This is a genomic window from Saccharothrix sp. DSM 118769 (genome assembly GCF_052936295.1).
Genome location: NZ_CP193627.1, coordinates 8,030,119 through 8,052,592, shown reverse-complemented (window position 1 = coordinate 8,052,592; position 22,474 = coordinate 8,030,119). Strand labels below are relative to the sequence as shown.

The 22,474-nt window shown below is 71.4% G+C and carries 18 protein-coding genes and 1 tRNA gene; 6 read left to right on the top strand and 13 right to left on the bottom strand.

The genetic code is table 11. From position 1 onward, the window contains the following. Positions 1-12: 12 nt before the first annotated feature. Positions 13-86 (top strand) — tRNA-Leu (locus ACRAKJ_RS33880). Between the two features lie 154 nt (positions 87-240). Here ACRAKJ_RS33880 and ACRAKJ_RS33875 read toward each other — a convergent pair. Next, entirely contained in the window at positions 241-1,074 is an 834-nt protein-coding gene (locus ACRAKJ_RS33875; RefSeq protein ID WP_438919147.1) for a dioxygenase family protein, read from the bottom strand. A gap of 123 nt (positions 1,075-1,197) precedes the next feature. Further along, a complete protein-coding gene (locus ACRAKJ_RS33870) occupies positions 1,198-2,064 on the bottom strand; it encodes a helix-turn-helix domain-containing protein (protein ID WP_438919148.1) in 867 nt (288 codons plus the stop codon). A 219-nt stretch (positions 2,065-2,283) separates the two neighbouring features. On the opposite strand from ACRAKJ_RS33870, the gene ACRAKJ_RS33865 reads away from it, so the two are divergent. After that, a complete protein-coding gene (locus ACRAKJ_RS33865; RefSeq protein WP_438919149.1) occupies positions 2,284-3,264 on the top strand; it encodes an outer membrane protein assembly factor BamB family protein in 981 nt (326 codons plus the stop codon). On the opposite strand, the gene ACRAKJ_RS33860 is transcribed toward ACRAKJ_RS33865, so the two are convergent. The 7 genes from ACRAKJ_RS33860 to ACRAKJ_RS33830 all read right to left on the bottom strand — a co-directional run bounded on the left by ACRAKJ_RS33860 (position 3,249) and on the right by ACRAKJ_RS33830 (position 13,030). Continuing rightward, positions 3,249-4,760 (bottom strand): AAA family ATPase, encoded by a 1,512-nt coding sequence (locus tag ACRAKJ_RS33860; RefSeq protein ID WP_438919150.1) that lies wholly within the window; start codon positions 4,758-4,760, stop codon positions 3,249-3,251. The genes ACRAKJ_RS33865 and ACRAKJ_RS33860 overlap by 16 nt on opposite strands. 129 nt (positions 4,761-4,889) lie before the next feature. Then, a complete protein-coding gene (locus ACRAKJ_RS33855; RefSeq protein ID WP_438919151.1) occupies positions 4,890-5,507 on the bottom strand; it encodes a hypothetical protein in 618 nt (205 codons plus the stop codon). 15 nt (positions 5,508-5,522) lie between these two features. Further along, the gene (locus ACRAKJ_RS33850; RefSeq protein WP_438919152.1) at positions 5,523-6,122 is read right to left on the bottom strand and encodes a DNA mismatch endonuclease Vsr; all 600 of its coding nucleotides are present in this window, start codon (positions 6,120-6,122) and stop codon (positions 5,523-5,525) included. A gap of 140 nt (positions 6,123-6,262) precedes the next feature. Further along, positions 6,263-7,609 carry a DNA cytosine methyltransferase gene (locus tag ACRAKJ_RS33845; protein WP_438919153.1) on the bottom strand — a complete coding sequence of 449 codons (1,347 nt, stop codon included), beginning with the start codon at positions 7,607-7,609 and terminating at the stop codon, positions 6,263-6,265. Positions 7,610-7,689: 80 nt separating this feature from the next. After that, on the bottom strand, positions 7,690-10,545 hold the full coding sequence (locus tag ACRAKJ_RS33840; RefSeq protein ID WP_438919154.1) for a Z1 domain-containing protein: 2,856 nt from the start codon (positions 10,543-10,545) through the stop codon (positions 7,690-7,692). Further along, positions 10,542-11,585, bottom strand: a complete 1,044-nt coding sequence (locus tag ACRAKJ_RS33835) for a PD-(D/E)XK motif protein (RefSeq protein ID WP_438919155.1) — start codon at positions 11,583-11,585, stop codon at positions 10,542-10,544. Before ACRAKJ_RS33835 ends, ACRAKJ_RS33840 begins: the two co-directional genes overlap by 4 nt. Further along, positions 11,540-13,030, bottom strand: coding sequence for an ATP-binding protein (locus tag ACRAKJ_RS33830; RefSeq protein ID WP_438919156.1), 1,491 nt, complete (start codon positions 13,028-13,030; stop codon positions 11,540-11,542). The genes ACRAKJ_RS33835 and ACRAKJ_RS33830 overlap by 46 nt, the downstream gene beginning before the upstream one ends. Positions 13,031-13,536: 506 nt before the next feature. Between ACRAKJ_RS33830 and recQ the strand changes: the two genes are divergently transcribed. The 3 genes from recQ to ACRAKJ_RS33815 are packed head-to-tail and all read left to right on the top strand — an operon-like array spanning position 13,537 to position 16,688. Continuing rightward, positions 13,537-15,348 carry a DNA helicase RecQ gene (gene recQ / locus ACRAKJ_RS33825; protein ID WP_438919157.1) on the top strand — a complete coding sequence of 604 codons (1,812 nt, stop codon included), beginning with the start codon at positions 13,537-13,539 and terminating at the stop codon, positions 15,346-15,348. Next, entirely contained in the window at positions 15,345-16,166 is an 822-nt protein-coding gene (locus tag ACRAKJ_RS33820; protein WP_438919158.1) for a pentapeptide repeat-containing protein, read from the top strand. Before recQ ends, ACRAKJ_RS33820 begins: the two co-directional genes overlap by 4 nt. A gap of 60 nt (positions 16,167-16,226) precedes the next feature. Then, a complete protein-coding gene (locus ACRAKJ_RS33815) occupies positions 16,227-16,688 on the top strand; it encodes a hypothetical protein (protein WP_438919159.1) in 462 nt (153 codons plus the stop codon). Here ACRAKJ_RS33815 and ACRAKJ_RS33810 read toward each other — a convergent pair. The 3 genes from ACRAKJ_RS33810 to ACRAKJ_RS33800 all read right to left on the bottom strand — a co-directional run bounded on the left by ACRAKJ_RS33810 (position 16,651) and on the right by ACRAKJ_RS33800 (position 20,289). Beyond that, on the bottom strand, positions 16,651-18,987 hold the full coding sequence (locus ACRAKJ_RS33810) for a hypothetical protein (protein WP_438919160.1): 2,337 nt from the start codon (positions 18,985-18,987) through the stop codon (positions 16,651-16,653). The genes ACRAKJ_RS33815 and ACRAKJ_RS33810 overlap by 38 nt on opposite strands. A gap of 62 nt (positions 18,988-19,049) precedes the next feature. Beyond that, the gene (locus tag ACRAKJ_RS33805; RefSeq protein WP_438919161.1) at positions 19,050-19,859 is read right to left on the bottom strand and encodes an alpha/beta fold hydrolase; all 810 of its coding nucleotides are present in this window, start codon (positions 19,857-19,859) and stop codon (positions 19,050-19,052) included. Positions 19,860-19,869: 10 nt separating this feature from the next. Then, the gene (locus ACRAKJ_RS33800; RefSeq protein ID WP_438919162.1) at positions 19,870-20,289 is read right to left on the bottom strand and encodes a CoA-binding protein; all 420 of its coding nucleotides are present in this window, start codon (positions 20,287-20,289) and stop codon (positions 19,870-19,872) included. Positions 20,290-20,377: 88 nt separating this feature from the next. On the opposite strand from ACRAKJ_RS33800, the gene ACRAKJ_RS33795 reads away from it, so the two are divergent. After that, a complete protein-coding gene (locus ACRAKJ_RS33795) occupies positions 20,378-21,664 on the top strand; it encodes a PI-PLC domain-containing protein (RefSeq protein ID WP_438919163.1) in 1,287 nt (428 codons plus the stop codon). Here ACRAKJ_RS33795 and ACRAKJ_RS33790 read toward each other — a convergent pair. Continuing rightward, entirely contained in the window at positions 21,661-22,461 is an 801-nt protein-coding gene (locus ACRAKJ_RS33790) for a trypsin-like peptidase domain-containing protein (protein ID WP_438919164.1), read from the bottom strand. The genes ACRAKJ_RS33795 and ACRAKJ_RS33790 overlap by 4 nt on opposite strands. Positions 22,462-22,474: the final 13 nt, after the last annotated feature.

Below are 22,474 nucleotides of genomic sequence, written 5' to 3'. Positions count from 1 at the left end.
GTGCTCCCGCCGGCCCCCGTAGCCCAATCGGCAGAGGCAGCGGACTCAAAATCCGTCCAGTGTGCGTTCGAGTCGCACCGGGGGCACGTACAGGTCGCACGTGCGCCGCCCGTCACCGGGCCGGCGCGGTTACCGCCCCCCTCGCACGACGCCGGTCCTCCACCGCGCCGTCCGCGTCGACGCCCCGGGAACGACACCGGCCCCCTCGCCACGTGGACGAGGGGGCCGAGTGCTTCCCGGTCAGGCCCGGCGCCAGAGGGCGGGGGCGTTCGGCGGCTCCCAGCCCGGCTGGGCGCGGTGCGCCTGGAGGCACGTGTACGCCGCGCCGCCGTGGGTCACGCGGTCTCCCGCCGCGTAGGTCGTGCCCGCCGCCCACGTGCCGCCGCCGGGCTGCGAGGTCGTCGTGGTCGTCGGGTTCGTGGGGCTCGTGCCCGGCACGGCCAGCACGAAGTCGAACGCGGCCGTGCGACCGGTCCCGTTGTCCTGCACGGTCATCAGCAGCCGCGGGTCGAACAGCGGGTCGGTGTTGTTGCGCGGCTCGTTCGGGAAGTACAGCTGCGTCGTCAGGACCGGCCGGCCGGGTGCCTGGACCTTCACGTGGAGGTGCCGCGTGCGGCCCGGGTAGAGGCCGGGGACGATCGTGGACAGGGTGAAGGCGCCCCGGGCGTCGGTGAACTGGTGGCCGCGGAACCGGTAACCGGTGTTGTCGTACACGCCGTTGGTGTCGGCCTGCCAGAAGTCCAGCAGCACGCCCGCGATCGGTTGGCACGCCAGGCCGAACACGTAGCCCGACACGGTGAGCCGCGTGCCCGGTCCGTCGAGCATCGTCGTGCGCGGGGGCGAGTTCGGCTTGAAGTAGGGACCTTCCATCTGCGGCGGGGTCGGGTCGTCGCCGTCGTCGCACTGCGGCGTCGGCTCCGGCGCGCCGCCCTCCGCACCGACGGTGCGGGCCAGCGCGGGCACGCCCATCAGGGCGACCGGCAGCGCGACACCGGCGGCGAGCGCGGCGCGCAGCACCGGGCGCCTGCCGAGCCGGCGGGCGTCCGCGTCGTCACCGGGGGTTGGTGCGTCCATGCTTGCTCCTCGTGGGACGTGGTGGCGCGGCGGCGGGACCACCCGAACCTACGAAGGCGGGCGGGGCGCGGACGAGGGACGCAACCGGCCCGTCGTGGTGATCCTCGCGGGCGCCGTTGCCGCTCATCCCCGCTGTGAACGGCGGAACCCGCCGGGGCTCGTCCCCGTCTCGCGCCGGAAGAAGCGGCAGAAGTACGCCGGGTCGCCGAACCCGACGCGCCCGGCGACCTGCCGCACGCTGAGGTCCGTCCGCGCCAGCAGCCGCTTCGCCTCCCGGACCCGCGCCTCGCGCACCAGCTGCGACGGCGTCCGCCCGGTGGCGGCCTTCACCGCTTCGGTCAGGTGGCCCGGCGTCACGCCGATCCGCTCCGCGTACGCCCGCACGGACCACGTCCCCCGCTCGACGCGCCCCAGCAGCCGGGCGAACTCCCCGGCCACGGCGCCGGTGGGGGAGGGCGACGCGGCGGGCGTCGCGGGCAGCCGGGTCGCCCGCACCACCAGCACGTGCAGCAGCGCCCGCAGCACCGACTCCTCGCCGCCCCGCCGGTGCTCCTCGTCCAGCTCGGCGACCAGCCGCCCGATCGGCCCGGGGTCGTCCAGCGTCAGCCACGGCCGCGCGCTCAGCCGGCGCAGCAGGTCGCGGTCGGCCGGGTGGTCGAGCAGGAAGTCGTCGGTGAACAGCACCACGAACCCGTCGAGGTCGCGCGCCCCGTCCCAGTGGTGCACCTGGCCGGGCGCGATGACGCACAGGTGCGGCGGCTCCAGCTCCCACCGCGCGAGGTCCACGACGTGCGCCCCCGTGCCGCCGGTGACGTAGACGATCTCGTGGAAGGTGTGCCGGTGCGGGAACGACGCCCGCGACATCGGGCCGATGGTGTCGAACGTGCCCACGGCGAACGGCGCCCCGGCCACCTCCAGCCGGTGCACCGGCGGCGCGCCCCGGCTCGGCGCGTCGCAGGGGGTTCCGGGCAACACGGTGGTGCCGCGCATGGGCCGCCGTCCTCTCGGGTCCGGGGCGGCGGCCACGTCCACCCTGGCACGCGCGGCGACGCGGTGGGAACGCGGGGTTCCGGGTCGATCACCGGTGCCGCGCCGGTCGCCGCCCCGCCCTCGCGAGCCGCTGGACTCCGACACCGTCCGGGGCTCCGGCGAGGGCTCCAACGAGGCCGGCGGGGGTCGGTCGGGGGCGCGGCGTGGTGGACTGCGTGCGTGACCACCGCCCCGCTCTGGCGCCGGCCGCTGCACCAGCGCGTCCACCGGCTCGCCGTCACCGACGACGCCGTGGTCGTCCACGAGCGCGGCACCCGCCTGGTGCGCGTGGCCCCGGGCTCGGGCGCGGCCACCTGGGACGTGCCGGTCGGGCCGTGGCCGCGCGAGCTGGTCGTGGCCGGTGACCGGTGCCTGGTCCTGCCCGCGACCCCGTCGTGCCTGCTGTGCCTGGACCTCGCCACCGGCCGGGTGGTGTGGCGGGCCGACGTGGGCGACTGCACCGGGAACCTCGTGGTGGCCGGTGGCGCGGTGCTGGTCGGCGGGTGGCGCGGCTACACGCCGGTGCTCGCGTTCGACCTGGCGACCGGTCGGCCGCTGTGGCGCGACGACCGGCCGGCCACCCGGCCCCTGGCGGTGGGCGACGCGGTCGTGCTCGGCGACCCCGGCGGCGACTCGGTCCGGTCGGTGGGCGCGCGCGACGGCGCCACCCGCGTCCGCTGGACCCTGCCCGGCCCGCTGCCCACCGGCGACGGCGCGGTGTTCGCGCGGGTCGGCGCGGACGTCGTGGCCCGGTGCGGGCGCGACCTGCTCGCGTGGCTCGCGCCCGACGGCGGCCCCACCCCGGTCCGGCTGCCCGGCGACCCGCTGCCCGTCGCGCCGGTCGTGCTCGGCGACCTGCTGTGGCAGCCGGAGCGGCACGGCTGCACCGTGCTCCACGCGCGCGACGGCGAGGTGGCCTGGCGGTTCGACCCGGGCGCGCCCGTCACGTCCGTGCTGCCGCACCGAGGCGTGCACCTGGTCGCCGCCGGCACCGTCCACTCCGTGGGGCCGGGCGGGCGCGTGCTCGGGCGCACGTGGCCCGGTGAGCGCGTCACCGCCCTGCACCGGCTCGGTGACGACGTGCTCGTGGTGGGGCGCGGTGCCCTGGCGCGCCTGCACGGCCCTTGGGCCGCCTCGCCGGACCCTCAGGTCGTCCGGTAGGACCTCGTGGCGCGGGCCACCGTCACCCCGGGGTGCGCGACCGGTGAGGCGAGCGGCCCGGACCGCGGCCCTTCCGACCCGCCGAGCAGGACCCCGGTCAGCGAGCCGCGCTCGTCGGCCATCGCCCGCGCGATGTCGGCCAGCTCGTCGCCGATCACCGGCGCGGCGCCCGGGTCCGCGCCCCGCTCCGGGTCCGCGTCCCGGTCCGCGCGCACGGCGCCCAGCACGGCCCGGCGCAGCAGCTCCTTGATGAAGGACGCCGTCACGCCCTCCGTGGCCTCGACCACCGGCCCGAGGTCGGCGGTCAGCTCCACGTCCCGCCCGTACAGCTCCAGCAGCCTGCGCCGACCGTCCGCGTCGGGCCGCGGCACCTCCACCGCCAGGTCCACCCGGCCCGGCCGGTCGGCGAGGGCCCGCTCCAGGTCGTCCGCGCGGTTCGTGGTGAGCACGAACGTCACGTCCGCGTCCGCGCCGATGCCGTCCATGGCCTCCAGCAGCGCGAACAGCAGCGGGTTCGTGCCCGCGCCGGGCATCCCGCGGTCCATCGCGACCAGGTCCACGTCCTCGACCACCACCATCGACGGCTGGAGCCGCCTGGCCAGCCCCGCCGCCTCGCTGATCAGCCGCAGCGACGCGCCGGTCAGCACGATCACCGTCGTGTCCCGCAGCCGGCTCATCAGGTAGCGGACGGTGTGCGTCTTGCCGGTGCCGGGCGGGCCGTGCAGCAGCAGCCCGCGCTTGAGGTGCTGCCCGGCGGCGAGCAGCCGTTCCGAGTGCTCGGCGATGCCCACCACGTGCTGCTCGACGGTCTCCAGCACCCCGTCCGGCAGCACGACCGCGTCCGCGCCCAGCGAGGGGCGGGGCAGGAACGTCACCAGCTCGTTGCCCCGGTGCTCGCTCCAGCCGAACGACAGCACCTGGCCGCGGAACACGTCGTGCTCGCGCATCAACCGCTCCACCTCGGCCCCGACCGCGCGGGCCGCCGCCCGGTCCGCGGCGAGCACCTCCAACCGGCACGCGGGAGGTCCGAACTCGTGCCCGCCGCGCACCCCGACGAACACCGGCGTCCCGTCCGGCGCGGTGGTCGGCACCAGCCCCACCTGCACCACGTCGACGCTCTCGTCGGGCCCGGCGGCGGCGGTCGCGTAGTCGGCGGACCCGAGCCCGTACGCCTGCCCGTGCCGTGCGGCGAGGAGCATCCCGAGGATGTCCTCGTGCCCCCGGTGCTGGCCGCTCACCCCGAACCACGCGGCGTCGGGCGAGCGGGCCGCCAGGTAGGCGTCCACGCCGCGCTGGAGGTTGACGTGCTCCCACACCGGGAACCGCGTGGCGACCGACAACACCTGCGCCGGCTCGCAGCCCAGGTGGTCGCGCACGCGCGCCATCAGCGGAGCGGCCTCCCCGCCCTCCTCGACGAGCGTCGCGGTCAGGTTCAGCAGTCGCCTCAGGCTGGCCGCGAGCGCCTTGGCGTCGTCCCCGTTCAGTTCGTCCCCCATCCAGCCATGATGCACGGCTGGCAACCGCCTGTCTGTTGCCGGACGCCGCTGACAGGTGGCAACTGTCAGCGGGCGACCGCGCTCGCACGTCTGGGGAGCTCGACGGTGTGGGCCCGGGGACCCCAAGCCCTACCCGATCGATGAATCCTGCGGCAGGGCTTCCAAACGGCGGCGCACGTAGGCGAGATCCAGCGAGCAGTGCTTCGCGATCAGTTCGTGCTGCCGCTTCTGCCGCTCCTCCACCTCCGCCTCGTCAGTGGCGTACACGACGATCAGTGGCTTGGACGGCGCGACCACCGCGTTGTTGACGGCCGCCCACAGCAGATCTCTGAAGGTGCGTGGCCTGCCCCAGCAGACGTACCGCTCCCGCGTCCGATCAGTGACAACGCAATGCATGGGTTTTTCCCCGGTGGAACCGACCTTGATCTTCCACGATCCACCGAGCAACTCGGTGACGAACTCATCGGGGGGCGACAGTCTTTTCATGGCGTACGCGGCGTAGGAACCGAAGTTCTCCAACGCTCGGGCGTACTCCTTGAGCGGACCGTCCTTGAGCCAGACGCGCATGCCCTCAGCTGTGTAGTAGTCCGCCAGTTCACCACCGATCGCCTCGTCCTCCACCCAGCGGGTGTAGTAGGCGGTCCGCTCACGAGCGGAAACCGCCTCCCAGTCCAGCGAGCCGATCTGGCGGTAGAGCTCACGGATGACGGCGTCCTTGATCTCCTTCGGCATCACGATTTCGGGCATGCGTCCCCCTTGGCTTCAGCGCTGGTTCGCGGAACGACCCAACGTGGTGACGATCCGGTCCACGACGGTGGCCGTGTCCTCGTGCTCCCAGCACCGGATCACCGTCCACCCCTGCTGGACGAGGGCCTCGTTGGTCTCGGCATCGCGTCGTTTGTTGTCGACGATCTTCGTTCCCCAGAAAGCGGAGTTCTTCCTCGCCGGACGGTGGTGTTCCGGACAGCCGTGCCAGAAGCAGCCGTCCACGAAGATCGCCAACCGCTCCTTGAAGAAGACGATGTCCGCGGTGCGCCTCAGCTCCGGCAATGGCCGTGTCGATACCCGGTACCGGAGACCTTGGGCGTGGAGGGCGGCGCGCAGTCGGAGTTCGGGGCCGGTGTCCCGTCCGCGATTGCCCTTCATCGAAGCCCGCACCTCGTGAGAAGACGCCCATGACTCGCGGGGAAGCGTCTCTTCCCGCGCGATCCCCATGGCACGGGCCTTCTCCCAGCCTTCGGTGAGGTTGGCCGACCGGGTGCCGTGCTCGACCACGCCGAGGGACCTCGAAACCGTGCGACCGCGATCGCTCCACCGCAGGTAGGCGCGGACGACACCGGTCGCCTCCGACGCCTTGAGCATGACAGAGCCTCGGGTGGTCCGTCCGGCCCCCAGATCCACGAGGCGTCGATGAGCGCCGCCCGCGGTCCTGTCCTGCTCTGCCTCGACCAGTGCTCTGGATCTACCTGGTTTCGCTTTCCAAGCACGTGCGGGCAGACGGCTCACGATCGTTTCTCGGCGTCGTCGAGTACCGTCGCCACGGCTTTCGCAAATACTTCGCCGAGCAAGACCGGAACAGCGTTGCCGAGTTGTCGCATCTGCTCTCCGCGCGGGCCGCAGAGCTTCCACGAATCAGGGAAGGTCATCACGCGGGCTGTTTCGCGGACTGTCATGTACCGGTGCCGGTAGGGGTACGTTTTTTTAGCCTTCTCGGCTACTGGATCGACAGGTTCGTTTTTGTCGACAGGAGTGTCGGTCAACATCACCGATTCGCCACCCGGAACGCCGTGGACGCCTGCCTTCACCGTCTTCGCGGGCCGGTCGAGAAAATTCGGCGTATGTCCGGCGTAGAATCGAGCATCCGGCCAGCCGATGTGCTCCTCGGGCATGTCATCGTGCTGCTGCCGGTCCAGCCGATCCCACGGAACATCCGGGAGGGGATCGTTTCCCTGGGTCCCCGCCAAGGCATCCCGCAGGGTCCTCCAGGGCTTCAGCCCTTCTGAATCGTGCTCGAACGGAAGAACGGGTTGCAGTGCCTTCATGACGTTTTTTATCACGTGGTCCGGTACGTCGGCTCGACCCGCGACGTTCCTGTGACGTTCCCAGTACTCGCCCGACTTCATCGAGTGGAGGAGTTCTCGCTCGGAGTGGGTGGGCCTGACCGCCTGCTGCAGCAAATCCATATCGATGTCGATGTCGCCTCTGAAACCGACGACGATGATGCGGTTTCGGATCTGCGGCACGCCGTAGTCGGCTGCATTCACTGGAAATGTGAAAACCTGGTACCGCTCGACGGACTTGACGTCACCGCGCTGTTCCTTGGCCTTGAGGATCGCGTCGTGCTGGAGCCAACTGGCTTCAGGGTCGCGCTCTTCGAAGGGGAACATCAACTCACGGGTGATATAATCGAAGTAGGGTTTGAACGAAGGGCGGAGGAGACCTCGAACGTTCTCGCAGATGAATGCTTTCGGCTTGATCTCCCGGATGGCGCGGAACATCTCGGGGAACATGTTCCGCTTGTCCTCGTCCCCCTTCGCCACACCGCCCAGGCTGAACGGCTGACACGGAGGGCCGCCGGCGAGGAGGTCGACGGCACCTTCCAGGTAGCCCATCTTGAGGTCGCGGACGTCGCCGCGCACCAGGGGAGGCTTCTCGCCCGGCTCTGGGATGCGCTCCTCCTCGCCTCGCGAGGTGGCGCCGTTCTGCTCAAGGGTGTCGCAGGCGTACTTGACGAACTCGTTGAGCAGCAACGGTCGGAAACCCGAGCGTTCGACGGCCATCGCTAGGCCCCCACCGCCCGCGAACAGCTCCACCGATGTGCGTCCCGGCAGATCCGGTTCAGCCGACATGCGCGGGAGCCTACCGCGTCGCACGCCGACCGACCCGCGAGGCGGGGATGTCGTCCGTCTCGCGGTAAGTGGAGATCGGGTCACGCGTCAACGATGGCGTACAAGGGCTTTTCGCGAACGACCACCTGGTACACCACGGGCCGACGATCGGCGGGGAGCGCACCTTCTGGTAGCTGGAGCATGAGTGCCATGACCAACCTGGTCGGGTAGCCATCTGTCGCGAGGTCGCCGTCGAGCTCGTTCTTGTTCATCACCGGGTAGATGATCACGCCACCCGAGGTCGACTTCCTGCCCGGCATGTCGTTGAGCGCCTTGCGATGCGCGCTTTCGGCGTTGCCGCGAATGCTCTGGCCTCCGCCGGTGGTCCGACCGTGGACGGTGAACTTGTCGATCCCGCGGATGTCCACCCGTTTACCCGTCTTCTGCTGTGGGAGCACGATGTCCCACCGGTCGATGATCTCCTCGGGCAGGCTCGCGAGCCAGGCCAAATCCGGGACGAACGTCTCAGATGTCGCCCACTCCAAGGCTCCCAAGGCGGACAGCATCTCGTGGTGGGGCACCTCCCCGAGGAAGGCTTCGAAGGTCCGGCCTCCGCCGGCGAGGTATGTAACGTCTCGCGCGGCCTTCAGCAGGGGGACGAGAGCGTCGATGTTGCGGTCGAGGGCAGCTTGGTTGGTCAACAGTGGGTACCCCGAGCTCGGCTCCTTGGTGGGGGTGCGCCGCTGCACCAACCTGGCGTTGTACATCTTGTTCGCCGCGGTCGGCCGGAGACCGTGCCGGGTCACCAGCGGAGGGATGTCCTCCGGGGTGAACAGCGGGCGGCCGTCCACCATGACGGCGTACTGGCGCAGTTCTGCCCTGAAGTGCTCCTCGTCCCGGCACGCGGCCTCGAACGCATCCCGGACGTCACAGCTGATGAACAGCCGGACCAGGTCCCGGTACCCCCTGCGGAAGCCGAACCACCTCCCCATCTGCATCAGGGCCTCGGCGTGCCCGACCTTCCGGGAGTAGTAGGTGATCGTGAGTCCTTCGACGGTGAACCCGCGGGCGAGTTTGTTGCCTCCCACGAGAACGCGCCACACGGACCTCTTGTCGAAGTCCAGGTCCTCCTGCTCGATGTCCTTGTCGCTGTTCACGACGAGGACCGGATTCCCGTTGGGCGCGATCCGGCGGGCGGCTTCACCGAGGAACCGCGTCAGGTCCTCGAACCGAGGAGGCATCGGGTAGTTCAGCGCGAGTGCCTCCGCCACCGGTGCGAAGTCCTCCTCGAAGAGGGTCCGCAACCTGCGGTGGGCACGTCCACTCAGGTAGCCGGCCGCTCTCCAGAGGTCCTGGATGGTTTCGGCGCGGGACCGCTGACCAGCTGTCCGCATCGTCTCGTGCACCAGCATCGTGTGGTGCTTGAACGGCTTGGCACCCTCGGCTTCGCGGTACAGCTTGATGGCCGCGGTGAGGACGAACGAGTCGAGAGCCGCCTGGAGCTCGGTGTCGTCCTCCTCCTGGTGCTCGTCCAACAGGCGGAGGTGCGCCATCTCCTTCGAGTTGCGGAAATCCCGTCCGATGTCGGGGTCGATGTCGAGGTCGAGGAAGTCCTCGGCGCCCATGTAGCCGAGCGGCCGTTCCAGGGAGATGAGGTAGTCCTTGGGGAAGATGTCCTCCGCGTCCGTCGGATCGACGAAGACGTTCGCGAAGGGGGTGGCCGTGTAGCCGATGTACTGCGCGCGGGGGAGCAGTTTGAGCAGGTTGGACAGGTGCTTGTTGATGGCTGTCCGGTTCTTCTCGTCCTCGCGCCACTTCTTGGGGTCGGTCGTGTTGACCGACGCCTGGTCGGACTCGTCGTCGATGATCAACGCGGGGATGTTCTCGAGCCGGTCCGCGGTGTTCTTCAAGTCCTTGACGAGGTTGCTGAGCACCGTGGCGTTCTTCTTCACGATGATCAGGCGGGCATCGCTGGTGAACAGGTTGTCCGGGTGCCACAACGGCTTGGTGCGGTCCCGGCGCTCGATCTCCAGCGCTGATCGGCCCTGCTGGAGGCGTCGGTAGTCGAATCGGCGGTTCGTCATCCGGTGGATGTCCGGCCTGCCGATCTGGGACGGCCACGCGCCGTGTCGGACGAAGCGGTCGGCGACCCAGTCCTCGTCGTCGAGGTAGTCGATGAACTGGGCCGCGTCCGGGTCGTGCTCGTCGGTGCCGCGCAGGATGTTCTCGCGGCCGACCAGCTCCATGTCCACCCGGCGCTGAGTCTGTTCGCGCAGAATGTTGGTGGTACCGGTCATCACGATGACGAGGCGGTACCCGGCGTCGACGGCCTTCGCGATCACGCCGGTGAAGTTGGCGGTCTTGCCGCTCTGCACGTATCCGACGACCAGGCCCTTGGTCTGCCCCGCCTTGGCCCGGGACGGGTCGATCAGTCGCTCGACGACACGTGTGGTGGCCATGTCGAGGTTGACGATCGCGTCGGCGTCCCAGTGACGCTGGTTGTGCAGGTAGTCGGCGTAGTGTCCCCAGTAGAAGTCGCGGGCCTTCTTGACCTCGTCGGTGTACCACGGTTCCCACGGGCCCGCGATGACCGTTGTGCCGTCGCCCTTGGCGAGCGGGAAGCGGTGCGCGATCTTTGCCGCAGTTTCGGTGTCGAGCCGCAGAGCCTCGATCACCCGTGTCCGGCGCTCCTCGGTGTTCGGCTCGGTGCCATTGGTCCACGGGTTGCCCTCGACCGGGGCGTTGTCCCACTTCGCGAGGTTCATGTGCAGGTCGAGGCACAACTTGTCGTTGGGATCGGCGATCGCGAGGTGTTCTCGCAGCCGCGCTTCTGATACGTCGAGGCCGGGCTCCAGGTCATCGGCCTCCAACTCGGCACGCTTGACCAGACCTCGCGGCGTGTCGCCCTCCATGGCGCGCAGGGCGCTGGTGTACGCCCGGACGAACGAGGTGATCATGCCCATCCTTCGAAGTCGCAGGCGTTCCGGATGATCTCCGGTTTGTCGTGCGGGTCCGTGTAACCGTCGAGGTCGATTCGGTAGCGGATCGTCGGGATGCGGTCGATGACCACGCCCCGATCCCGCAGGTCGTCCGGTGTGAGGCGCGGGAAGGAGCCGGTGACGTGATAACCCAGGCTGGTCGACCGTCGGGTCCAGCGGGTCGTCAGGTGTTCCCGGTGTTCCTCACGCCAGCCGACGTGCGAAAGCACGCTCTCGAAGTGATCCCGGTGAACGTCCGAGCCGAGCCGGGCGTGGATCGTGTCGACGAGGTCGGGCAAGCTCGTCCCGGTTCCGGCGCCCGCCGAGGTGAGCTGGTGCGAGACCAGCCAGAGAGGACGACTCACCTTGGGGACCAGTTGGGTGAGCGACTCGATCCAGTGTGTTCTCGATTCCAAGGTAGTCGTCTTGACCTCGATATCGAGATCGGGAAGTCCGAAGTCGTGTTCCTCCGCGAGGCTTCCACGCCATGCCTCGACCGCCTTCGCGGCACCGAGCCGGTCGACCAGGCCACCAAGGACCAGCAACTCGCCGAACAGGCCGATCTCGCGCTCCCGTGACAGCGAATCGGGTGTCCGCAAAAGGGACGACATCCGATCGAGGGTCGCACGAAGTGCGCGAGCGGGCGTCATGCTGTCCAGTTGCACGTGATCCGCCACGGAGCAGAGGAGCGGATAGGCGTCGTGGAAGAGTTCCGGCGCTGTTACGACGACTTCGAAGAAGCGTTTTCCGTCACGCAGGGCGATCTGTGCGGCGATGTTGTGCAGATGGGTTTCGGGGGCGTCACCATGGTCGGTGACCTCGACCCGCAGGCCCAATTCCGGCACGCGTGGCTCGATGAAGACGAATATCGGCGGCGTGCCGGTGACCGAAAGCGTGACGGGTACTCCGCCGTCGAGCATTCGGTCGAAGTTCGCGACGGAAACGTGGCGCTCATCGATCGGGTTCTTCGCCGTCACTGGCGTTCGGCCCTCGCCGCGGCCGTCAGGATCGTTTGCCACAGCGCGATGTTGTCCTTGTCCTTCGGTCCGAGGTGACTGCCTTCGAAAACGTTGGAGACCAGCAGGTAGAGCAGCGACTTCAGCAGGGGCAGGTCGTTCAGGCCGCCGTGCTTGCCGCCGAGCAGCATCTTCCGGTAGCGCTTGTTGAGCCACATCGTCCGCCGGTCGCGGTCGACGCGGAAGAAGAGGTCGTCGGCGAAGTTCTCCCAGCGGATGTCGATGGGCTCCTCACCGGACTTCTCCGGGATCTCGCGCTTGATCGTGTCGCGGACTCGGGGCGGTAGCCCCGCGGCCGGGTGGACCATCGGCGTCCGCTTGGTCGAGCGCTTCGTCGACTCCTTGTACACCGCCTCCGCCAAGTCGAAGTACTCATCGAGGCTGAGACCGTCGTCCGACCTGGCCAAGGCCGCCAATCGGGCGAACTCCGGCCCTACGTTCACCCGCGACTTCTCCGGGTTCATCCTGAACAGGCCGACCACGTCGTTGTCGATGTCCACTTCGACGCGCGCCAGTCGGAGTTTCGGGTTGGGCGCGTGGACACCTTCCCAGCCGCCTGCCTGCAGGAGGCGGTCCCGGCGGTAGAAGTAGAGCCCTTGGTGGTTGACCGGATTTCCGGTCAGTTGGAACGAAGGGTTTCCTGATTGACCTGGCCACAGGTGGCACCGGAAGGTCAGCTTCAGGCCGTCGGCCTCGGCCGTGAGGGTCCGCGGGAAGTCCGGTCGACCAGAGCGCGCGTAGCCGAACGGGTTCAGCGGTGTGACCGGGATCGGTGGTCCCACGAAGCCCGTGTCGATCTCGTGGACGTCGAAATCGACGCTCAAGCGGTCTCGTTCGAGAAATCGGTGGAAAACCATGCCGATGTGCTGACAGGCGCTGGTGATCATGTGATCGATGAACTCGTCGACTCGACGCGGATCGTCGGTGGCGGGAAAACCCCTCACGTCGTCCCACCGGACCACGGTTCCGCTACCGTCGAGTTCGATGCCCCAATCCCGCACCAGTTCCGACTCGGCGAACTCGCGAGGGACCACATCGCAGGCAAAGCCTCGATCACTGCCGGCGTCCAAGCGCCAGCGCCTTCCGACTGCTTCGTGGTCAGCCGCTCTCGACATCACGGTCAAATTCCTGGCCTGGCTGAACGACGCGGCCTTGAGGCCCAACCCGAAGTGGCCGAGATCGCCATCACCGTACGCCCGTCGCCCGCCCACGGTCATCGCGGAGTCGATCACATCCGGCCGCATGCCGCGACCGTTGTCGACCACGTAGAGCGAGGTCAGTCGTTCGCCGACCTTGACGATCCGGATCAGGACCTGGGTCGCGTCCGCGTCGATCGAGTTGTCGACCAGGTCGGCGAGAGCGGTCGACAGTGAGTGGTTGCGACCGATGGCGTCCATTGCCCGTGGGTCGGGCGGCAGGTCGATGCTGCCCTCGGTCGGTACGGTCAAGCTCCACTCGCCCACAGGCCACCCCTGCTTCATCGGTTCCGCGGCCCGCCGTTCTCGAGGGCCGCGCTGTGTCCGATATACCTGGCGACAGGTGTTTCGTTACCTGATGTTACCGAGACGGGGTCGACAGCGCCGGATGCGCCACATCGGGATGAAGCCGTCGTGATGTCGTGACCGGTGGGGCGGTGGCCAATGCGCTGTGCCGCCCGGTTGCGCCACTGGAGCAGGTCACGACGAGTTGTTTCCCGAACCGAGGCCCTGTCCTCGCTTCGCACCACCTCGACGCACTCCTTCTTGAACCGGGGCCGCGACCTCCAGCATCAGGCTCTTGGACGTCTTTGGGTCCAGGGCAGCGGTCATGCTTGCTCTCGCCGCGCCCCTCATGGAGCAGCGTCGGGCCGGCGGCCCTGATCAGCTGGTGAGGGCGGCGTGCGCCGCGATAGAGGGCTGAACCGCTCCGGAGCCGTGGGCACAGGACCGTCGGAGGGGTCGGTTAGGATCGCGCGATGGCTTCGCAAGAGGTGCTGCGGAGGATCTTCGGGTACGAGACCTTCCGCGGGGACCAGCAGGAGATCGTCGACCACGTCATCGGGGGCGGCGACGCGCTGGTGCTCATGCCCACCGGTGGTGGGAAGTCCTTGTGCTACCAGATTCCCTCCATCGTGCGCGAGGGGACCGGCGTCGTCATCTCGCCGCTCATCGCGCTGATGCAGGACCAGGTCGACGCGTTGCGCGACCTGGGCGTGCGGGCCGGGTTCCTCAACTCCACGCAGTTCCCCGACGAACGCGCGCTGGTCGAGGCGGAGTTCCTGCGCGGTGAGCTGGACCTGCTCTACCTCGCCCCCGAGCGGCTGCGGACGGAGCAGACGTCGCGGTTGCTGGAGCGCGGCAAGGTGTCGCTGTTCGCGATCGACGAGGCGCACTGCGTGTCGCAGTGGGGCCACGACTTCCGGCCCGAGTACCTGGCCCTGTCGCACCTGCACGAGCGGTGGCCCGACGTGCCGCGCATCGCGCTCACCGCGACCGCCACGAAGACCACCCACGCCGAGATCGCCGAACGGCTGGACCTCGGTGGCGCCAAGCACTTCGTGGCCAGCTTCGACCGGCCCAACATCCAGTACCGGATCGTGCCCAAGAACGAGCCGAAGAAGCAGCTGCTGGAGCTGATCCGCACCGAGCACGCGGGCGACGCGGGCATCGTCTACTGCCTGTCGCGCAACTCCGTCGAGAAGACCGCGGAGTTCCTGGTGCAGAACGGCGTCGCCGCCCTGCCCTACCACGCGGGCCTGGAGTCGGGCGTGCGCGCGAAGAACCAGTCCCGGTTCCTGCGCGAGGACGGCCTGGTCATGGTCGCCACCATCGCGTTCGGCATGGGCATCGACAAGCCCGACGTCCGGTTCGTCGCCCACCTCGACCTGCCGAAGTCCGTCGAGGGCTACTATCAGGAGACCGGCCGCGCGGGCCGCGACGGGCTGCCGTCCACCGCCTGGCTCGCCTACGGCCTCCAGGACGTCGTGCAGCAGCGCAAGATGATCGACGACTCCGAGGGCGACCAGCAGCACCGGCGCAAGCTCATGGCGCACCTCGACGCGATGCTCGCGCTGTGCGAGACGGTCGAGTGCCGCCGCGTGCAGCTGCTGGAGTACTTCGGCCAGCCGGGCACGCCGTGCGGCAACTGCGACACGTGCCTGAACCCGCCGGAGACGTGGGACGGCACCGTGCCCGCGCAGAAGGTCCTGTCCACGGTCGTGCGGCTGCGCAACGAGCGGCGGCAGAAGTTCGGCGCGGGCCAGGCGATCGACATCCTGCTCGGCCGCAAGACCGCGAAGGTCATCCAGCACGACCACGACCAGCTCAAGGTCTTCGGCATCGGCACCGAGCTGAACGAGAGCGGCTGGCGCGGCGTCGTCCGCCAGCTCCTCGCGCAGGGCCTCCTCGCGGTCGAGGGCGAGTACTCCACGCTCGTCACCACCCCCGCCAGCGACGAGGTGCTGTTCAACGGCCGTAAGGTGCTGATGCGCCGCGAACCCGAGCGCGCCGCCAAGGTCCGCACGGCCAAGAGCACCGCGAAGACCGCCGCACCGCAGGTCGAGCTGACGGCCGAGGCCACCCCGGTGTTCGAGAAGCTGCGGGCGTGGCGCGCCGCGACGGCCAAGGAGCAGGGCGTCCCCGCCTACGTGATCTTCCACGACGCGACGCTGCGGCAGATCGCGTCCTCCGGCCCGACGAGCCTGGCCGAGCTGGGCACCGTCAACGGGGTGGGTGAGAACAAGCTGGCCAAGTACGGGCAGCAGATCCTGGACGAGCTGAGCGCGTGACCGAGCTCCCGTTCACCGACCTGCGCGCCGACTGCTCCCGCTGCACCGGCCTGTGCTGCGTGATCCCGGCGTTCGGGAAGTCCCACGACTTCGCGATCGACAAGCCGGCGCGCACCCCGTGCCCCAACCTGGGCGGCGACTCCCGGTGCGGCATCCACGCCGAGCTGCGTCCGCGCGGCTTCGCCGGCTGCACGGTGTACGACTGCTTCGGCGCGGGCCAGCGCGTCACGCAGCTGACGTTCGGCGGCGCGACCTGGCGCGACGACCCGTCGACGGCGCGGCGCGTGTTCGACGTGTTCCCGGTGGTGCGGCAGCTGCACGAGCTGCTCTGGTACCTGACCGACGCGCTGCGCCTCGCCCCCGCCCGCGCGCTGCACGCCGACCTGGCCGACCTCCGCGCGACCGTGGACGGCCTGGCCGGCGGCACCCCGGAGGAGCTGCTGGCGCTCGACGTCGGCCCGCACTGGGCCCGCGCGAACGACCTGCTGCTGCGGGCCAGCGAACTCGTGCGCGGACGCGGGCGCGGGAAGAACCGGCGGGGCGCGGACCTGGTCGGCAAGGACCTGCGCGGCGCGAAGATGAGGGCCTCCACGCTGCGCGGCGCGTACCTCATCGGCGCGGACCTGCGGGGCGCGGACCTGCGGCTGGTCGACTTCATCGGCGCCGACCTGCGCGGCGCGGACCTCGGTGGCGCCGACCTGACCGGCGCGTTCTTCCTCACCCAGGCCCAGGTCGACGCGGCCCGCGGCGACGGGACGACGAAGCTTCCGGACGGCCTGCGCCCGCCCGCCCACTGGGACCTGCGTCGGCCGACGTAGGGACGCGAGCCGCCCCCGGGCGGACGCGGTGACGGGGCCGCACCGGACACGCTGTCGGGCATGGACCCGTGGAGGATGAAACCCGCCCCGCGCAAGGCGTGGCTGCTGCTGCACGTCGTCTCGTCCGTCGGGTGGCTCGGCGTCACGGTGGGGTTGCTGGCGCTGGCGCTGGCCGCGTTCGACGCGCCGCAGCTCTACCGGGCCATGGCGCTGCTGGGGGACGTCGTCGTGCTGCCGCTTGCGCTGACCGCGCTGGCGACCGGCCTGCTGCTGTCGTTCGGCACGAGGTGGGGCCTGGTGCGGCACCGGTGGGTGCTGGTGAAGTTCGTGCTGACCGCCGTGGCGGTGACCGCGACGACGTTCGGCCTGCGCGGGACCCTGCACGACGCCGCCGACGGCGACCCGGGCACGGCGGGGGCGGGTGCGTTGTCGGCGGCGTGCGTGTCGTTGGTGCTCTACCTGGTCGCGACGGCGCTGTCGGTGTTCAAGCCGTGGGGGCGGACCCGCTGGGGCCGCTCGTGAGCCCGCTCCGCCTGCGCCGCACGGTCGCGGCCAGCTCGACCGGGTCGCACGCGGCGAGGTGGTCGCGGACCAGTTCGTGCGGGAAGCGGTGCTCGTCGACCAGCAGCACGCGGTCGCGGGCGACCTGGATGAGAGCCCCCCGGCGCACCGGGAACTCGTCGAGCGCGAGCGGGCGGGCGAGCAGTTCGGCGACCACGTGCCAGGGGCGGTTCGCGAGGGGCGTGACGGCCAGCCCGAGCAGCAGCCCGGTGGCCGGCGCGAGAGCGGCGGGCTGCACGGCGGCACCGGTGAGCGCGGCGAGCCCCGCGCCGACCAGACCCGCCACCGGTAACCAGCGCACACCCCCGGTGGGCCGGGCGCCCACCCCCGACCACACCCCGCCGAGCCCGCCCACGAACACCCCGACCACCGCGCCCGCGGCGACCCCGGTGCCGAGCCCGCCCAGCACGGCGTGCGGACCGGTCAGCACCATGACCCCGGCCGGCACGACCGCGCACGCCACCGCCCAGTACCGGTCGTGCGTGCTCCAGTAGGCGACCAGCAGCGAGACCACGACGACGAGCCCGAACCCGATCGCCGCGGGCCACCGCGCGACGAGGGAGCCGACCCACCCGCCGAGCACCGCGACGCCGCCGGTGAGCACGGCACCGGCCGCGAAACCGGTCACCGCCCACCTGACGCCGCGCCACCCGACGCCGTACCGGCGGACACCGAGTCGGCGGATACCGCGCCACCCGACGCCGTACCGGCGGACACCGAGTCGGCGGATACCGCGCCACCGGACGCCGGCCCGATGGTCGTCATGCTGCGCAGGAGTCCCCGCCAGGGGGTCCCCTGATTCCATTCTGCCCGAGAGGTCCGACGAACCCGGGCCGTCTGTGTCCGGCCTGTGGACAACCGCCCGGTCGTCCGCCGGCGCGGGAACGACCGGCGCGGGATCAGCCGCCCCGAGTTCGGTCCCGCCGTCAGTCCCGCCGCCCTCGGTCCCGCCGCCGTCAGCCCTGCCGAGGTCGGTCCCGCCCTCGGTCCCGCCCACCTCCACCGGGAACGAACTGCGCGGCACCAGCAGGGTCGCCACCGCCGCGAACGCCGCCGCCGTCAGGCCGAACCCGACCCCGACCGCGAAGCACAGCGCCACCGCCGCCCCCGCCAGCGCACCCGGCGCCGCCCGCCGGAAGAGCCGCCACACCGGCTCGGCCCCCACGAAGTCCAACCACACCCGGCGCGGCGGCAGGGTGGGGCTCACCGCCAGGTCGCCGCGCCGCCGCGCGATCCGGGCCAGGAAGCGCAGCGCCCGGACCACGCGCTCCGGCCGCGCCCCGCCCCGCGCCGCCGACTCGACCAGGTAGGTCTCGACCACGCCCCGGTACTCGGCGCGCCCCGCCCGGTAGGCCAGGGCCAGCAGGCCGAACGCGAGCGGCGTGCGCAGGTCGTCCCACAGGTCCGGGTCCTTGGTCAGCGCCTCCTGGAGGCCGTCGAGGCGCGGGCCGCACGCGGTGATCAGGTCGGTCACGTCCGCCCGCCGCAGGGGGGCGACGCGCGCCACGTCGTGGCCGGGCAGGCCCGCGACCCCTGCCGAGGCGCACAGCACGAGCTGCGGCGCGCGCAGGGCGGCGATCCGGTCCAGGCACGCGCTCCGCTCCGGTCCGGCCAGGTCGTCGAGGCCGTCGAGCAGCAGGGCGAGGTTGTGGTCGCGCAGCCACGTCCGGCCGAGCCGCACGCCGATCCGGTACCGCGCCGCCAGTTCGCGCAGCAGCCACTCGCCGAAGTCGTCGTCCTGCCGCCACGCGCCCAGCTCGACCACCACCGGCACCGGGCGGCCGGGGTCGTCGCGCGCCCGCACCACCAGCGTGGCCGCCAGCTCCAGCAGCAGCGTCGTCTTGCCCGCGCCCGGTTCGCCGACCACGACCAGCGGCGCGCGCAGCCGCACGGGCAGGCGCGGCCCGACGCGCGGCACGACGCCGAGCTTCAGCCGGACCTGCTCGGCCAGCGAGGTGTCCAGGCGCTCGCGCACGAACCGCTCCACCGCGTCCAGCGCCGCCGCCCGGTTCGCGGGGTGCGCGGGCCGCCGCTCCAGCAGCCGGGCGCGCAGCGGGTCCCACGCCGCCAGGCACGCGGTGGTCGCGGTGAGCACGGCCAGCGCGGGCCACAGCCAGGCCGCCCACGACCCGAGCACGCGGGGCGCGGAGCCGCCGGTGGCGGTGTTCACGGCGATGGGCACGAGCACGAGGCAGGTGACGCTCCCCGCGCCGATCAGGGCGACCAGGCGGGATGCGCGCGCGAGCCCTCGGGTGTCCATGTCGCGAACGACGGTAACGGCGTTCGCGACGCGGTGGTAGGCGAGTTCCCGTGGTCAGGGGGTCACGAAGGGTCACCCCTGAGGAAGTCGACCAGCAGCCGGTTCACCGCGTCCGGCTGCTCCAGGTACCCGTAGTGGCCGGCGTCGGCCACCTCCTCGTACCGCGCGCCGGGGATCGCGTCGGCCACCTCGCGCGCGAGGTGCGGCGGCAGCCGGCGGTCGTCGGCGAACCCCACCACGAGGCACGGCGCGGTGATGCCCCGGTAGGCGTCGAGGCGGTCGTCGTACTCGTCGAGCTGCATCTGGGCGCGCACGCCCTTGCCGACCACCTGCCCGGTGAACTCCAGGACGTCGAGCCAGTCGCGGGCGGCCACCGGGTCGCGCAGCGTCGCGGGGGACAGGTTGAGCACCGCGTTCAGCGCCGCGTGGTAGGCGGGCGGCAGGACGACGCCCTGGTCGTGCAGGGCGCGTTCGCCCCGGGACAGGGCGAGCTGGAGCGGGTCGTTGCGCCCGGCGGTGCCGAGCAGCACCGCCCGCGACACGAGGTCCGGCCGGGCCAGCGCCAGCTCCTGGACCACGAGCGCGCCCAGGGAGGTGCCGACGAGGTGCGCCGGCGCGCCCAGCAGCTCCACGAGGGCGGCGGTGTCGCCGACCAGGTCCTCGACCCGCATCCCCGACGGGCACTCGTCGGTCGGCGGGATGCCCCGGTTGTCGAAGGTGGCGACCCGGAACCCGGCGGCGCGCAGCGCGGGCACCTGGTGCGCCTGCCACACCCGACCGGGGCTCCCGGAGCCCATGACGAGGACGACGAGGTCGCCCTCGCCGTCCACCCGGTAGCTGAGGTTGATCCCGTTGAGCGCGACGACCGGCATGGTCGGCAGGCTAGCGCGGACCGCGCGCGGCCCACTCGATCGCCGGGCAGCGGTCCATGACCACGTCCAGGCCCGCCGCGGTGGCCCGCTCATAGGCGGCCTCGTCGACGACGTCGAGCTGGAACCACACGGCCTTCGCGCCGATCTCGACGGCCTGGTCGGCGAACGCGCCCGCCGCCTCGGACCGGCGGAACACGTCGACCACGTCCACCGGGAACGGGATGTCGGCCAGCGAGGCGTAGCCCTGCTCGCCGTGCACGGTCTCGGCGTCGGGGTGCACGGGCACGACCCGCTTGCCGTGCTGCTGGAGGAAGCGGGCCACGCCGTAGGCGGCGCGGCTCGGCGAGGAGGACAGGCCGACGACGGCCCACGTGTCGCCGTTCGCGAGGACGCGGCGGATCTTCTCGGGGTCGCCCCACGGTTCGGTCATGCCACCAGGGTAGGACCCCTGCACATGAACCTCTTTCGCGTTTAGTCTGTGGACGCCGCCGCCGCGGACCACCCGGGAGGACATCGTGATGCGAGCCGGCAGAACAGCACTCGTCCGGACCGCGCTGACCGCGGCGCTCGTCACCCTCCTGGTGACGCCGACCGCGCACGCGGGGCCCGCCGACGGCCGGTACTACCTCCAGAGCGCCACCACCGGCCTCAACGCCGGCGTCTCGGGCACCGGCGTGCTCCAGCGCAGGCCCAAGGGCGACGAGGACCGCCAGCAGTGGACCCTTTCCGGCCGCACCCTGCGCGAGGGCGACCGGTGCCTGGGGCGGAGCGGCGACCAGGCCGTCACCCTGCCCTGCGACAGCCCCGACGCCCGGTGGGACGTGCTCGACGACGGCGACCGGCACCGGCTCCGCGTCCCGGGCACCGACCGCCACCTGGTCGCGAGCGGCACGGACCAGGTGCGCGTCGGCACCGGCGCCGACCTCTGGTACCTGACCCCCGTGTCACCGGTCCGCACGCCCGTGCCCGCCGAGGGGCAGCGCCGCCTGGACCAGGTCACCTTCCTCACCGCGCACAACGCCTACGCCAACGGCGTGGACGGCGGCTTCGCCCCGCCGTTCGTCGACCTCGCGCCCAACCAGGCGCGCGGCATCGCGCGGCAGCTCGCCGACGGCGTGCGCGGCTTCCAGCTCGACGTCCACCGGACGCCCGACGGCGCGCTCCTGTGCCACAACAGCTGTACGTTCGTCAGCCGCCCGGTTGCGCTGTGGGTGGCCCTGCAGCGGGTCGTCGACTTCCTGGAGGCCAACCCGCGCGAGTTCGTCACCGTCTTCCTGGAGGACTACGTCCCCGCCGAGGTGCTGCGCGCCGAGCTGGACCGGGTCGACGGCCTGGCCGACGTCCTGTTCCGCCCGGACCTGTCGAACGTGCGCGCCACCGGCTGGCCCACCCTGGACGCCCTGCGCGCCCGCGACGACCGGCTGCTGATCTTCACCGACCGCTCCCGCTCGGGCGACGCCGTGCCGCGCGACGCGTTCGGGGTGATGTACCAGTCGGAGTGGACGGTCGAGAACCACTGGTCGATGGGACCCGGCCTGGGCACCTCCGACTGGTCCTGCCACAGCCGCTGGGGCACGCCGCTCACCCGCACCGAACCCGGCTTCCGGCCGCTGTTCGTGATGAACCACTTCCGGGACGTGCCGCTGACCGGCACCGCGGCCACCGACAACGGCAAGCTCGCCGACCGGGCCCGCCGCTTCTGCGAACCCGCCGCGCGCAAGACGCCGACCTACCTCGCCGTGGACCACTACCACCTGGGCGACCCGGCGGCGGCCGTCGCGGCGCTGTCCGGCGAGCGGTTCTAGGGGCGGGGCAGCCCGCAGCCGGGGGCGGTCAGGTCGAGCCGGCCGCCCCCGACCAGGCACGGCACCAGGCCGTCCACCGGCTGCCCGTACCGGGCGCCGGGCCGCACGGTCACCTCGCCCGCCTCGTCCACCTCGCACGGGTTGTCGCGCGTGCACCGCTCGCCGCGCTCGTTGGTGGTGTTGTTCACCGCCACCACCTTCCCGGTCGACGCCTCGACCACGGGCGAGCCGGACGAGCCGCCCTTGGTGTCGCACAGCTCCGTGTACCGCACCGAGCCGCGCCACACCCACCGGTCCTCGCGCAGCTCGCGCACGTACCCGTCGACGCGGCACGAGTGGACCGTGCCCCAGTAGCCCGACACCACGCGGATGTCGGCGCCCACGGCGGCACGGGTCGGCGCCAGCTCCAGCACCCGCGTGCCCATCGCCTCGACCTGCGCGTTCGTCGCGGTGAGCCGGTACAGCGCCACGTCGGTGCCGTGCATCGTCGCGTACAGCAGGCGGTCGGCGCGCAGCGTGCCGAGCGTGTCCCCGCCGTCGCGGGACAGCAGGGTGAACGTGCGCCCGCCCGCCACGTCGACCACCACCTCGTCCGCGCCCATCACGCGCACGCAGTGCCCGTTGGTGAGCACCAGCGCCGGCGCGCCCGGCTCATCGCCCGGTGGCCGCACCACCGACCCCGAGCAGCCCTTCATGGACACCGCGCCGGCGAAGTCGACGTCCCGCCGGGCGGTCGCGGGGGCGGTGAGGAGGGGGAGCAGGAGCAGGGCGGCGAGCACGGCAACCAGGTGGCGCATGGCGGTCGATCAA